We start from the raw sequence: 13504 nt of genomic DNA, 5'->3' as shown, positions 1-13504 counted from the left end.
GGTCAGGCTCGAGCTACCTCGTCTGCACAGTCCTTGCCTGGACGATGACACGACGAACACTTAAGCGATCGGGACGCATCCAGATCCGCTGCCGCTGTTCGTTTGTCATTGTTCTCCGGTACACGCGGTCGGGCGTGTCGCTCTCTCACTCATCCTGCGCCGACGATCTTTCGACCATCTGGCGCGTGATGTGTACCGGACGTGTTCGAAGTCGAACACAAAGTAGGTACTGCTTCCGTCTTGCTTTTACATCTCGTCTTACTTGGCCACGATCACCGCCGGGTTACCCCAACTCGCTGTTCGTGACGTCTTCACCCTTGACTGCTCTTGGCCGCAAGCGACCCAGTCCCAGACAAGGCAACCCGACTAGTATGCCGTAGGCGTCCGAATTACTCAACTCCGGGCGCTCACGTTCTGATCGTGATGTGGGCGACAATGATCTTACTCCAAAGTAAGATCGCCTCATGACTTCGAGCACGAGTACGACGACTCCGACCTATCGCGCCTGGCAGAAGCTTCCGGACAACGCCTTCGGACAGGCAGTCTTCTCACTGGCCATGTCAGTTCGCGTTCCCTACTTCGCGTCCATTCTCCCCCGCGTCACGACCTTGGAGCCAGGCCTGTGCGAGGTGCGCGCCCCGAAGTGGTGGGGCGTACACAACCATCTCGGCACCTTCCACGCGATAGCGGCCTGCAACCTAGCCGAGGTCGCGATGGGGATGTTGTGCGAAGCCACCGTTCCCGGCACGCACCGGTGGATACCGAAATCGATGAAGGTCGAGTACCTGGCCAAGGCCGAAACCGGCCTGCGCGCCGTGGCGCAACTTTCGCCGTTACCCGATTTCGACGCCATCTCCACCGGCGCCGAATTAGTCGTGCCGATCACGATCGTCGATCGCGCCGGCAAAGAAGTTGTCCGCGCCGAGATCACCACCTGGGTGACAAAGAAGTAACGATGAGATCCAATACATCTGGGCAACAGGATGATTCACCAACATCGACGTCGTTCACCACACTGAGAAATGGCGTTCGCGGTGATGAATGTCCAGGGTTTCGAGTAGCCGGATTGGTGGAACACCTTCCCGAACGGCGATGATCGGTCGGGGTGCCGGTGGCTGACGCCTTGTTGTACGCGTCAGCCGCGGGTGGGCGTCGCCTCCGATAGCGCAGCAGCAGGAGGCACCGTGGCAGACTTCCAGCACTCGACCGGCACCGACGCGCACAGGGAGATTGCGCAAACCCACGATCGCAGTCCCGGCGACCTCGACAAGTTCCGACGCCAGCTCGATGCCATCGACGCCACCCTGCTCGAAACCGTGCGCGAACGACTCCTGTTGTGCCTGCAAATCGGCGAGTGGAAGCGGGCGAGCCACGTTCCGATGATGCAGCCCTCTCGCGTACATGTCGTGCAGGAACGCGCTCGTCAATTCGCCCGCCAGCACAACCTGTCACCCGAGTTCTTCAGTTCCCTCTACGAGCTCCTGATTGCGGAAACGTGCCGGCTCGAGGACCTGGTGATCGACGGGCCGGAAGCAAACGTGGAAAATGTGCGGGAATCAGTCGGCCCGAGATCAGGATTAACGAGATGAGTTCCCGCACGCTCCTCGTGGACAATTACGACTCGTTCACGTACAACCTTTTCACCCTCTTGACCAAGGTCAACGGCGTCGTGCCCACCGTGGTGACCAACGACACCGCCTGGGAATCCCTCGATATTGCCGAGTTCGACAACGTGGTGATCTCACCCGGGCCGGGTCGACCGGATCGAGAACGGGATTTCGGGATCAGCCGCAGGTTCATCGAGGAAGGTCCGCTCCCACTACTCGGCGTGTGCCTCGGACATCAAGGACTGTGTCAGCTGTTCGGCGCGGATGTCGTACTCGCACCGGCACCCATGCACGGGCGGATTTCTCTTGTCGACCACGACGGGTCCGGAGTATTTGCCGGCCTGCCCTCTCCGTTCCGTGCAGTCCGCTACCACTCACTGGCAGTCGAGAATCTTCCCGACGAGTTCGTTCGGACGGCCTGGACTCCGGACGGCGTGATCATGGGAGTCCGGCACCTGACGAAGCCGATGTGGGGAGTTCAGTTCCATCCCGAGTCGATCAGCACCGAATTCGGAGTTGAACTGCTCACGAACTTCCGCAATCTGTCGGTCGGCCGGACTCTCGAGTCCGTGATGCGCCCGGATCCGACTCCCCGGGCACCAAGTTTGCGGCCGGCGTCGTCGTACCAGGTCGACAAGGTTCGACTCGATTTTGCCGTGGATCCGTCCGCCGCATACGCCGCTCTCTTTGCTGACGGACCAAATCCGTACTGGCTCGACCGAGCCGCCACGTCGGAACCCGATGCGCGGTTCACGATCATGGGTGACTCTTCCGGTCCACTGGCGGAGTTCATCACCTACGACGTAGACGCCGGAGTTCTCACGGTGACCCGAAAGGGGCTGCCTGACGAGCACATCCACGTCCCGTTCTTCGACTATCTCGACGGGCAACTCGCGACGCGCTACATTCCCGCAGATCCGGAACTGGACTTCAATCTCGGATATGTCGGATACCTCGGGTACGAGTTGAAGGCGCAGACCGGTGGTCACTACGCGCACTCGTCCGACGCCCCCGACGCGGCAATGGTTTTCGCGGATCGCGCGATTGTCATCGATCACACCGCCGGCCGAACCCATGTTTTGCGACTACGTGAAACCCCCGTACGTGAAACACAGCAGGCAGACGATCGTGACGATTGGCTCGCGCGTGCCGTCAACGTTCTTGCCGCCGTCGGCGCTGCCGACGAGGAGCGAATCCCGGTTCCCCTGATCAGCGAAACCGTATGGGCCCAAGCACGTTTACGTCACGACCGGGCTCGGTACCTGTCGTTGATCGAGGACGCACTCGAACAGATCCGCGTCGGTGAATCGTACGAGGTGTGCCTGACCAATATGGCCGCTGTCGACGGGGCAATCGACTCCCTGCGCACATTCGAGTATCTGCGCGCAATCAACCCCACTCCCTACAGCGCGCTGCTCGATTTCACCGGAATCGCGGTCATCTCAGCGTCTCCCGAACGATTCCTGCGAGTCGATTCCAACGGCAAGGTGGAGAGCAAACCGATCAAGGGCACTCGCCCCCGTGGCGTCACTCGGGCGCGGGACGCGGCACTGCGGCAAGACCTCCTCGACAGTGAGAAGGACCGTGCAGAGAATTTGATGATCGTCGACCTCACCCGAAACGACCTCGCTAAGGTCTGTGTCCCGGGAAGCGTCCACGTGCCACGTTTGTTCGGGATCGAATCGTATTCGTCCGTTCACCAAATGGTCTCGACGGTGCGAGGAATGCTGCGCGGCGATTCGTCAGCGGTCGACTGCGTTCGAGCGGCGTTCCCCGGCGGGTCGATGACAGGCGCACCCAAAGTGCGCACGATGGAAATCATCGACCGACTCGAATCCGGTCCTCGCGGAGTGTATTCGGGCTCGATCGGCTACTTTGCGCTCGGCGGCGCTGCCGATCTGTCGATCGTCATCCGCTCCCTTGTCTCGACGTCGTCCGGAGTGAGCTTCGGTATCGGCGGCGCTATCACCGCGCTGTCGGACGCGGAGGAGGAATTCGACGAAACAACGGTCAAAGCGTCGACGATGCTCCGCGCACTCGATGTAGCGCCGAGCCACCGGAAAGGCGCAGGAAGGTAGCCCACGATGCCGGCGCGGGGTGATGTGATCGTGGTGGGCGGCGCAGGTGCGGTGGGATCCATGTTCGTCGACCTCCTTCGCGACGACGGCAGATCCGTGACGGTTCTGGACCGGACGCTCGGCAGTGACCTCGTCGGCGACATCTCCCGCCCCGACGGGCCGGTACAGGCCGCACTCGCTCAGGCGGCACTGATTGTGCTGGCCGTAGCCGAGCAATCCGCACTCGCAGCATTGCCGACACTCACGCGTGCCGTACGCGCCGACACACTGATCGTCGATACGTTGTCGGTCAAGTCCCGCATTGCCCTTGCCGTCGAGGAATCCGGTCGCACCGGTGAATTCCTCGGACTCAACCCGATGTTCCGGCCTACTCTCGGCCCACATGGGCGCGCGGTCATCGCTGTTCCCTACGTCGACGGCCCCCTGTGCCGCGAGTTCCTCGACGAGGTCCGATCATGGGGTGCGTCGACGCCAATCATGGATCCGGACCGTCATGATCGACTGGCCGCTGCCACCCAGGCCCTGACCCATGCTTCGGTGTTGGCCTTCGGTCTGGCCTTGACGGAACTCGACGTGGCGCCGGAGCTCGCCCTCGATGTCGGCCCGCCGCCGCATCGCACACTCTCGGCATTGCTTGCCCGCATCGTGGCAGGTGAGCCCGAGGTGTATTGGGATGTTCAATCGGGCAACCCCTATGCCGCGACTGCGCGCAAAGCGTTGACTGCTGCGGCTGCCCGGTTGGAGGCGGCAACAGGAAATTTCGACGACTTTTCAGGTCTCATAGCGTCAGCGGCCGGTGCGCTGGGTAACCACTCGGAGGAACTGAACGAGGTCGCCGCGACGCTCTTCGAGGACCTCGGCTCCCGCGAAGCCGAGCGCAACCGAGGCTAGGAGGGACCAATGCACAATCGAGTAGCACCACCTGCGCTTCCCGGCTTCGACGCCGAGGATCTCGTCGAGAGCGCAATCGTGCGCCGACTTGCCGAGAACTGGCCGCGCCGCGCCGCCGTCAAGAAGCCCGAACCTGACCTGGACGATCTCTTCGACCACACAAAACTCGATTATCCGGACTCGTTGCTGCCGTTTGCCCAGCACCCGGTGTACGTGGCGCTTACGCCGCAGCAGCAAGAACGGCTCCGTGCATGGGCCTGGATTGCGTTCAACAAGAACGTCATGGATATCGAGCGGTCCGTGGTGAATCCGGGGTTCGAGCTACTCGCGGTGGACGCGTTCGATGTGGGATTCGCCGATTCCGTCGCGGTCGCTGTCAATCAGGCCATGGTCGACGAGCAATACCACACTTTGATGCATCTGAACGCGAGTTCGTCGACCCGTCGCGGTCGGGGATGGTTGCTGCCGACAAAGTCTCTCCCGGACGTTCTGACGGTGCGTGCTCGGGCTCGAGCGCTGTCGGAGTGCTCCGATGAACGTTCCCGCGCAGTGGTCGCACTGGCATATATGACCGTCGCCGAGATCTCCATCAGCTCGTACCTGGACGTGATCATCGACGGTGAGGACATTCAGCCGGTCAATCGTGCGACGGTCCGACTGCACAATCGCGACGAACTCTGTCACGCATCCATCGCCGACGCTCTGGCCGTGTCGGTGTTCGACACTCTCGATTCGGATGAGCGTCGACGGTTCGTCGACGGCGCGGCTGATGCGATGCAAGCATTTGCCGGCAACGATTTCGGCGCGTGGCGGGCGATCATGGATGCCGAGGACATTGTCGGCGGTCACCGGATGATCGACGACGTCGAACACTCCCCCGATTCCGGCTTACTCGTGCAGGACTTCAGTGGGATCACAAAGTTGTACGACGCGCTCGGAGTCGACCGCGCCCTACCGTAGGGATCAGCTTCCTTCAGGCCTCGACGGGCATCTGCCGGGCGGCGGGTCGGAAGAACAGTCGCTTCACGGACATTGTGTCGGTGTTCTTGTCGTACATCCGATATGCGGGCCACAGAACAGCGTGAAGTATCGAACTGCGGAGAATCATGAAACGCAGTCGACGGTTCATTGCGCCGTGGTGTTTCAGTGTTGCGATAGACGCTTTGTTGTAGGACAGAAATTCGATCGGACCGGTTTCTCCGCGGCGCCCGGACACTTCTGCCCGCATCGCAAGATTCTGGACTATTTTCATGCCATTTCCGAGAAGGCAGTACGACAGATCGACATCTTCGTGGAAATCCTTGCGATCACTGACCGAGCCTTGCACTGACAGCCAGGCAGATTTTCGGATTGCCATATTCGACCCGGTCAGGGAAGGTGCATCTTTGAGGCCGCCGAGGTTTCCGAGATTGTCCTGCTTTGCAACTGCATTGCGCTGCGCGGTTGCGAACGGCGATTCGTAGAACAACGAGAATCCGGTGACGGCATCAAATTCCGGATCCGTGAACAGATCATGTATTTCGCGAGCCCAGCCAGGTAGTACCCGGGTATCGGCGTCTACTCGGCCGATCAATTCTCCCTGGGCCGAATTGAATCCCAGATTTCGGGCAAAAACAACACCTTGCCGGGTTTCCACTAAATAGCGAATCTTCGGCGACAGTCGTTCGAATTCTTTGATTATCTCCGCTGTTCCGTCGGTCGAATTATTGTCCACAACCACTATCTCGGAAATATCGTCGCCTTGTTCCAACAAGGATTCCAGGCATTCCGAAAGATATTCTTTTTCGTTGTATACAGGAACAACAACCGACAACTGGACGCCCATGGACGGCACGCTATCACCACACGCGGTATTCGGCCGATGCGGTCAGGCATCGGACACGGAGCAACCGAGTGTGCGATGGCACACAAAATAGTCCTGGCCCAACTGCATGCTTGCTTGCCTTATCCAGGCAAAGCGACCGAATCACCCCGTCTGAGGCCAAAGTTGCACGTGTCACCTCCGGTAACATGCTCAGTGCGTTCGGAGATAGACAACCAAGGTTCCCGCAATCCGTGTGGGTCATCCGCGGCTGCGCCCTCCGGCCTCACCACTAGCCGGATCGGCACAACCAGGCCACCCAAAGGTAGCCCCACCACATCCATGTAGACAGCGGAGAATTGATGCCCTTTCCCACGGACGCGGCCGTAGTCGTGGAGGACGTTCACAAGTCCTTCAAAGATGTCCACGCTCTGCGCGGTATCAACTTTCAGGCCCCCAAAGGATCGGTTCTCGGCATTCTCGGGCCCAACGGCGCAGGCAAGACGACCACGGTCAAGGTGCTGTCGACGCTGATTCGTCCCGACAGCGGACGCGCGATGATCGCCGGATACGACGCGGTACGAAATGCTCCGGAAGTTCGTCGTTCGATCATGATGACGGGGCAGTTCGCGGCACTCGACAATGCACTGACCGGCCGCGAGAACATCGAACTGTTTGCACAGTTGATGGGCTTGGATCGTGCGTCGGCGAAGCAACGGGCCGCTGACCTCCTGGAAGAGTTCGACCTGGTCGAGGCCGGCGCTCGCACAGTAGCCAACTACTCGGGCGGTATGCGTCGTCGCATCGACATCGCGTGCGGGCTCGTCGTTCGTCCCGAGGTGGTGTTCCTCGACGAACCGACCACCGGACTGGATCCTCGCAGCCGTCAGAGCGTGTGGAATCTCGTTCAAACCCTGAAGGAACAAGGCATCACGGTTCTGCTGACTACGCAGTACCTCGAGGAAGCCGACCTTCTCAGCGACAACATCATCGTGATCGACAAGGGCTCGGTCATCGCCGAGGGAACAGCAGATCAGCTCAAGGCCCGTACAGGAGCGAGCTTCTGCGAGATCGTTCCCCTGTCCGCCGAGTTGCTCGGCCCCGCAGCCAACGCTCTGGGCAACCTACTTCCGCCGGACTTCCGTTTCGATATCGCCAAGGACAACGGAAAGATCGCGATCCCGGCGCCGCGTGGTTCCGCGACGCTTGCCGAGGCCTTGCGCCGACTCGATCACGCGAGAATTCCGCTTGCCGACATCGCGCTGCGGCGCCCGTCACTCGACGATGTTTTCCTCTCGTTGACCGGACGCCCTCAGGCTGCCGAACCCGGTAAGGCCGGTGAGCCTGCATGACCACTACGACCAAGTACCAAACCCCGAACCTGACGCTGCAGAAGACGGGTCGCCGTGAGATCTCGGTTCCGGCTGCCACGCGAGTAGGGCGTCACCGTCGTCCGAATCCGTCGGCGCTCATGCAGTGGTGGGTTCTCACCGGTCGCACGTTGCGGGCGATGATTCGACGCTACGAGCTGGTCATCGCCGTCATCGCTCCGCTGATCTTCACAGTGGGCTTCTACTTGCCGCTCAAGTTCGTGATGCAGCTCCAAGGCATCGACTACGCACAGTTCCTGATGCCGATCATCGTGCTGCAGGCCATGGCGTTCACGTCGATCTCGGCCGCACAGATGTCGGCGAAAGAGAAGATCACCGGCTTCAGCTCGCGCATGCAGACCATGCCGGTGTACGGGCCGGTGCCCTTGCTGTCCCGGATGAGCAGCGGATTCGTCCGTTCGGTGGTGTCGTTGACAGCCGCACTCGTCTACGGACACGCGATCGGTTTTCGATTCACCGAAGGGTTTGGCCAGGCAGCGCTCTTCTGCGGCTTGGCCTTGGTGTTCAGCACATGCTTGTCACTCGGCGCCGACGCTATCGGCTCGCTCTCGAAGAGTCCGCAGGCAACCAGTCAGGCCCTTACCCTTCCCCAGCTGATCCTGGGCATGCTCTCATGCGGGTTCGCCCCCGAGTCCGGTTTTCCCGAGTGGATCCGCCCCTTCGTGCGCAATCAGCCCGTCTCACAGTTTTCCTTCGCGATGCGCGATCTCGCTCACGGAGGCGTCACGTCGCACACGATGTTCCCGGTTGTGATGTGGTCGTTGGGACTGCTGGTCGTCTGCGCTCCCCTTGCCTACTGGGCAAGTACAAGGCGGGCATGATGACAAGTACTGACCGGAGCAATCTCGACCAGAGCGAGCCACGACGCGGTCGCACGCTGAACTTCCCGGAACCCAACGCCGCGTTTCCGGAAAACTCCGCGAAGGCTCTGTGGACTCACAGCCTGATTCAGGCGCGGCGACTGCTCGTCAGTTGGGCGCGTGATCCATCCACCGCGATCCAGGCGTTGTTGTACCCGGCCTTGACGCTCATCATGTTCCGCGTTGTCCTCGGAAACTCGATCAGCGCGGCCACCGGTCAGCCGAGTATCTACGGAACTGTCCCGCTGATCATTCTGGTCGGCGCGATGTTCGGTTCCATTGCGAGTGCTGTCGGGCTTCGAACAGAGAAGACCAGCGGGTTGCTCAGCCGCTTCTGGACGCTTCCGGCCCACCGTGCGTCGGGGTTGGTCGGGCGAATGATCGCCGAGGCGATCCGTGTCCTCGTGACGACGATCGTGATCATCGCGGTCGGTTTCATCGCCGGTTTCCGATTCAACGAAGGCCCAGTTGCCGCGATCGGGATGCTGCTTCTACCGATCGTGTTCGGTATCGGGTTTGCCGTGATGGTGACGGCTCTCGCTACGGTGTCCGACAATCTTCCGCTCGTGGAGATCGTCTCCATCGTGTGCACGCTGCTGATGTTCTTCAACAGTGGATTTGTCCCCACAATGGCGTATCCCGTCTGGTTGCAGCCGGTGATCGCGGCACAACCGATGTCGGTTGCGGTCGAAGCGATGAGAGGAATGTCGCTTGGTGGGCCAGTTCTCGAACCTGTCCTCAAAACATTTGCGTGGTCCTTCGGAATGATCGCAATATTCATATATCCGGCAATTCAGGGATACCGTCGGGCCGCGTCGGACTAACGCCTGAATGAAAATTTCGATCTATCAAGTCGGTAGCGTCCCGTAACGTATCCGACGGTCGGGTCGACATATCCAATCGGGAAGCAAAGACAGTCGCTTTTTCCGAGAACCGTTTCAACCGAGAGGTAAGAAGTCTTGACGCGAAACACGAAACCAGCCTGGCGTCGCGCCACACATGTCGGAGTTCTGGCAATCGCCTGCTCATTGTTCACCGCCGGTATTGCGCAAGCCGCACCCGACAACTCGGGCAATTCAGCATCCGACGTGGCCGCGAACGGTTCGTACGTCAAGTCCGTGCAGAAGATCAATGATCGGCAACTCGTCGTCAATGTTTACGCTGCGTCGATGGACAAGATGGTGCCCATTCAGGTCATCACTCCGGCCGATAATTCCGAACCACGGCCCATTCTCTACCTCTTGAACGGTGCAGGCGGCGGCGAAGACTCCGCGACCTGGCAGCGTCAGACGGACGTCGTCGACTTCTTCAGCGACAAGAACGTCAATGTCGCGACGCCGGTGGGCGGACGCCTCTCCTATTACACGGATTGGGAGCAGGACGACGCGAAAGCCGGCCGCAACAAGTGGTCGACCTTCCTCGGTGAGGAACTGCCACCCCTCCTGAACAAGGAACTGGGCAGCAACGGCGAGCAGGCTCTGTCCGCGATCTCGATGTCCGGTACGTCAGTTCTCAACCTCGCCATCGAGCACCCCGGACTGTACAACTCGGTTGCCGCTTACAGTGGCTGCGCTCAGACCAGTGACCCGCTCGGCCAGCAGTTCGTCAGGATCACCACCGAATGGATCGGTGGAGTCGACGACGTCACCAACATGTGGGGTCCGCTCGACGGTCAGGGCTGGCGCGATCACGATCCGCTGGTCAATGCCGAAAAGCTCCGCGGAACTCCGATCTACATGAGCACCGGCAACGGTCTTCCCGGTTTCCCGAACGACACGAGCCTCAACCCTCGTATGAATGACGGACGCGCAAATCTGGAGAACCAGATCATCGTCGGCGGCGTCATCGAGGCCGCAACCAACCTGTGCACCTCCAACATGGCCAAGCGCCTGTACGAGTTGAACATTCCCGCAGTAGTGGACTTCCGCCCGACGGGCACTCACTCGTGGGGTTACTGGCAGGACGATCTCCACAAGTCCTGGCCGTTCATCGCCGGTTCGCTCGGAATCTGATTTGCCCCTGATTCATTTCGAAGGCCGCCTGCTCGCGATACTCCCGCTGTGGAGTGTCGAGAGCAGGCGGCTTTTGTCGTCAGGTTCGGTTCCACTCTCCTGGCCCGACTCTCCTGGCCCGACGAAATCTCCTGATTCATCCCAAGCAACACTCTCGAAGGCATCTTTGTGAACACAGGCATTTCCCGACGCGGTTTCTTCGGCGCCGCAACGGCACTCGGAGTGGCCGGCGCGACAGCAGTTGGCGCTGCGGCACAACCCGCAGCAGCCACGCCGAATCGTTCGACGTCTCGACGCAGTCAATTACCCGCTCCGAGCACAATTGATGCGACCGACCCTGCACTGCTCAGCGCTACCGAAGCCGCGAGCCTGCTCCAGGAAGGCGTCCTTCATCCTCGCGAGCTACTCGACGCGTGCCTGACACGCAGTCACGAGTACGACGGCGGAATCGGTTCGTGGATCCGGATCTATCCGGAGGTCGCGTACGCTGCGGCCGAGAAGGCAGCGCAACGACTCTCGACCGCAGGGCGTGCGAGCGATGGTGAAGCGCCACCACTGGTGTGCGGGTTGCCGATCGCGCTGAAAGATATGTTTGCGGTGTCTGGACTACCGGTCACGGCGTCGAGTCGTGTCCTCGAAGGAAACATTGCCGCGGGTGACTCAACCGTGTGGCGCCGCCTGAGTGAAGCGGGCATGGTGTTGATGGGTCACGCACACTGCGACGAGTTCGCCATCGGTGTGGCTACGGCACAAGTGGGCAACCCCTGGAATGCCGAGTACTCACCGGGTGGGTCGTCGGGCGGCAGTGCCGCAGTCCTCGCCGCCCGCTTCAGTCCGCTTGCAACAGGAACCGACACCGGCGGGTCGCTACGCCTGCCGGCAAGCGCAACTGGAATCACCTCTGTCAAACCCACTTTCGGACGTTGCAGCACGTACGGAACGATCCCCCTCAACTGGACCCGTGACCATACCGGTCCCATGGCCCGAAGTGCGGCCGATGCGTCCTTGCTGCTCAGTTACATGGCCGGCGCCGACGTCAACGATCCAACCACGTCTGCCGGTCCCCCGGTTCCGGCTCAGGGATACCCCTTGGCCGCTCAGGGTGGAAAGTCACCCCTCGCCGGCCGACGATTCGGTATCCCCCGTAAAGGCGTCGACAAACTGCCGGGATCGTTGGGGACACTGTTCGCCGAGTTCACGGACACTGTTGTGGCACTGGGAGGCACGCTTGTCGACGTGACGATGCCGACCTATCCGACAGGACTACTGACCGGAGATATGGCCGAGGCCGGCCATTATCACCAGCAGTTCTCCGACCGGATCGGACTGTACAAACCGGAGCGAGCACTCTTCGTCGGGCAGGCCCTTGCATCGATGGCTGTTCCGGTCGCCGACTACATGACGTTGGCGCACAACAGGCTTCGCTACCAACACGACTACAACCGCATGCTCTCCGAGCAGAATCTCGACGCCATTCTCGTACCAGGCGCCAGTGTGGATGGCAGTAAGCGATCTGAGGTCGCGGGCATCGCACTGTTCGACGGAGTCACCGCTGATGTCGCTTGGGCCAACTACACAGGCGCTCCGGTCGTCACGACACCGGCCGGAAGGTCGAAGGAGACCGGACTTCCCTTCGGCGTCCAAATCGGTGGTCGCATGTGGGACGAAGCCGGTCTCATTCAGATTGCGTTGGAACTCCAAGCTGCCCAGCCTTTTTGGCAGGAAGCTCCGCCTTTGACCCGTAATGCGAGGCAGATACCGACATCGGTGATCGGCCGGCCCGGGATCGGACCTGACCCGACCAACACCCAGAACGTCGGCTTCGCGTTCAGATTTGTGCCGACGTCCTCTTAACGCTCCGATCAACTCCTGAAAAACGCAGCCAATCGTGGACCGATCAGCTCGAGCTGATCGGTTTCCATCATCGAGTGATGCGAACTCTCGACCGTTGTCTCGGTCACGCTTCCATTGACGTAAGGCTTCCAGGCCTCCGCCAATTCGATTGTCGATCCGACGCCTACGGTGGCGCTGAGAAGTACAGCGTCACCGTCGAACACCTTCGGCTCGTACTCGTCGATCATCGAAGCGGCCGAGATCGCAAAATCGTACAGAGATCCGAGTTGCTCGTCGGTGAGGAACGACAGGGAATCGAGTGACCGACCGAGCACAAGGATCTCTTCCCGACCCAACGCACCGAGATCGAGGGTGTCCCCGACGTCGACCCCCCATCCCGCGGCCAGTTCGGAGACGTTGTCCCTGGCCTGGGTTTCCCCTACTTCGGTAGTGCCGCGAGGATCGATCATTGCCAGCTTCACGTCGAACCCCTTCGAGCGCAACAGAACTGCACAGGCGTGCCCGATGAACCCGCCGAGTGAGTAGCCGACGACATGGAACGGGCCGCTCGGATTCACACTCAGCATCTCGCGAACGTACCGCTCGGCCAACGCGTCGACCGAGGTGGGAAGCGGCCACGATTCCACCATCACCGGTACCTGCAGACCGTAGAGCGGCGTCTGCGCGTCGAGATGAGGAATCAGGCCGGACGCCTTCCATGCCAGCCCGCTCATCGGGTGGATGAAGAATACCGGTGCGGACGATCCGGCTTCCCGGATCGGCAAGAGAACATCGAGTGCCTGATTCGACGACGGCGCACTGCCACGAAGTGTGTCTTCGATTCGGGCAGAGAGGGATTCAACCGTCGATGCACCGAACAGCATGCGCACCGGGACGTCGGCACCAACAGTTGCACTCAGTTCGGACGCCACCTTCATCGCGATGAGGGAGTTGCCACCCAACTCGAAGAAATCATCATCCAACCCCACCCGATCAACACCCAACACACCCACAAACGCCGACGCCACCAC

The 13504-nt window shown here is 60.8% G+C and carries 12 protein-coding genes; 10 read left to right on the top strand and 2 right to left on the bottom strand.

What is annotated here, in order from left to right; all coding sequences use genetic code 11:
* Positions 1-464 precede the first annotated feature (464 nt).
* From V2B23_RS26890 to V2B23_RS26870, 5 genes are all read left to right on the top strand, one after another.
* Complete coding sequence (locus tag V2B23_RS26890; RefSeq protein ID WP_430953096.1) at positions 465-953, top strand: hotdog fold domain-containing protein; 489 nt, start codon at positions 465-467, stop codon at positions 951-953.
* Positions 954-1184: 231 nt separating this feature from the next.
* Positions 1185-1589, top strand: coding sequence for a chorismate mutase family protein (locus V2B23_RS26885; protein ID WP_430953095.1), 405 nt, complete (start codon positions 1185-1187; stop codon positions 1587-1589).
* Complete coding sequence (pabB, locus tag V2B23_RS26880) at positions 1586-3685, top strand: aminodeoxychorismate synthase component I (RefSeq protein WP_430953094.1); 2100 nt, start codon at positions 1586-1588, stop codon at positions 3683-3685. The genes V2B23_RS26885 and pabB overlap by 4 nt, the downstream gene beginning before the upstream one ends.
* A gap of 6 nt (positions 3686-3691) precedes the next feature.
* Positions 3692-4576: a prephenate dehydrogenase/arogenate dehydrogenase family protein gene (locus V2B23_RS26875; RefSeq protein WP_430953093.1), complete on the top strand. Its 885-nt coding sequence runs from the start codon at positions 3692-3694 to the stop codon at positions 4574-4576.
* A 9-nt stretch (positions 4577-4585) separates the two neighbouring features.
* Positions 4586-5536: a diiron oxygenase gene (locus tag V2B23_RS26870; RefSeq protein WP_430953092.1), complete on the top strand. Its 951-nt coding sequence runs from the start codon at positions 4586-4588 to the stop codon at positions 5534-5536.
* A 13-nt stretch (positions 5537-5549) separates the two neighbouring features.
* Here the strand turns inward: V2B23_RS26870 and V2B23_RS26865 are convergent, their stop codons facing one another.
* Positions 5550-6401 (bottom strand): glycosyltransferase, encoded by an 852-nt coding sequence (locus V2B23_RS26865; protein ID WP_430953091.1) that lies wholly within the window; start codon positions 6399-6401, stop codon positions 5550-5552.
* Between the two features lie 338 nt (positions 6402-6739).
* On the opposite strand from V2B23_RS26865, the gene V2B23_RS26860 reads away from it, so the two are divergent.
* From V2B23_RS26860 to V2B23_RS26840, 5 genes are all read left to right on the top strand, one after another.
* Positions 6740-7729, top strand: a complete 990-nt coding sequence (locus tag V2B23_RS26860; protein ID WP_045070838.1) for a daunorubicin resistance protein DrrA family ABC transporter ATP-binding protein — start codon at positions 6740-6742, stop codon at positions 7727-7729.
* Positions 7726-8589 (top strand): ABC transporter permease, encoded by an 864-nt coding sequence (locus tag V2B23_RS26855; RefSeq protein ID WP_430953090.1) that lies wholly within the window; start codon positions 7726-7728, stop codon positions 8587-8589. The genes V2B23_RS26860 and V2B23_RS26855 overlap by 4 nt, the downstream gene beginning before the upstream one ends.
* Positions 8586-9452: an ABC transporter permease gene (locus V2B23_RS26850; protein ID WP_430953089.1), complete on the top strand. Its 867-nt coding sequence runs from the start codon at positions 8586-8588 to the stop codon at positions 9450-9452. The genes V2B23_RS26855 and V2B23_RS26850 overlap by 4 nt, the downstream gene beginning before the upstream one ends.
* Before the next feature lie 135 nt (positions 9453-9587).
* Entirely contained in the window at positions 9588-10640 is a 1053-nt protein-coding gene (locus V2B23_RS26845) for an alpha/beta hydrolase (protein WP_430953088.1), read from the top strand.
* 168 nt (positions 10641-10808) lie between these two features.
* Entirely contained in the window at positions 10809-12494 is a 1686-nt protein-coding gene (locus tag V2B23_RS26840) for an amidase (RefSeq protein ID WP_430953087.1), read from the top strand.
* Positions 12495-12502: 8 nt separating this feature from the next.
* Here the strand turns inward: V2B23_RS26840 and V2B23_RS26835 are convergent.
* A partial coding sequence (locus tag V2B23_RS26835; protein WP_430953086.1) for a thioesterase domain-containing protein occupies positions 12503-13504 on the bottom strand: 1002 nt, incomplete at its 5' end.

The sequence above is a fragment of the Rhodococcus sp. 24CO genome (assembly GCF_050586165.1).
Classification (GTDB): Bacteria; Actinomycetota; Actinomycetes; order Mycobacteriales; family Mycobacteriaceae; genus Rhodococcus_F.
This window is presented reverse-complemented; position numbering and strand designations above follow the sequence as displayed.

Bases quoted from the DNA above. Each gene is read 5' to 3' on its own strand.
- V2B23_RS26890 (WP_430953096.1), top strand. From the start codon at position 465: ATGACTTCGAGCACGAGTACGACGACTCCGACCTATCGCGCCTGGCAG.
- pabB (WP_430953094.1), top strand. From the start codon at position 1,586: ATGAGTTCCCGCACGCTCCTCGTGGACAATTACGACTCGTTCACGTAC.
- V2B23_RS26875 (WP_430953093.1), top strand. From the start codon at position 3,692: ATGCCGGCGCGGGGTGATGTGATCGTGGTGGGCGGCGCAGGTGCGGTG.
- V2B23_RS26870 (WP_430953092.1), top strand. From the start codon at position 4,586: ATGCACAATCGAGTAGCACCACCTGCGCTTCCCGGCTTCGACGCCGAG.
- V2B23_RS26865 (WP_430953091.1), bottom strand. From the start codon at position 6,401: ATGGGCGTCCAGTTGTCGGTTGTTGTTCCTGTATACAACGAAAAAGAA.
- V2B23_RS26860 (WP_045070838.1), top strand. From the start codon at position 6,740: ATGCCCTTTCCCACGGACGCGGCCGTAGTCGTGGAGGACGTTCACAAG.
- V2B23_RS26855 (WP_430953090.1), top strand. From the start codon at position 7,726: ATGACCACTACGACCAAGTACCAAACCCCGAACCTGACGCTGCAGAAG.
- V2B23_RS26850 (WP_430953089.1), top strand. From the start codon at position 8,586: ATGATGACAAGTACTGACCGGAGCAATCTCGACCAGAGCGAGCCACGA.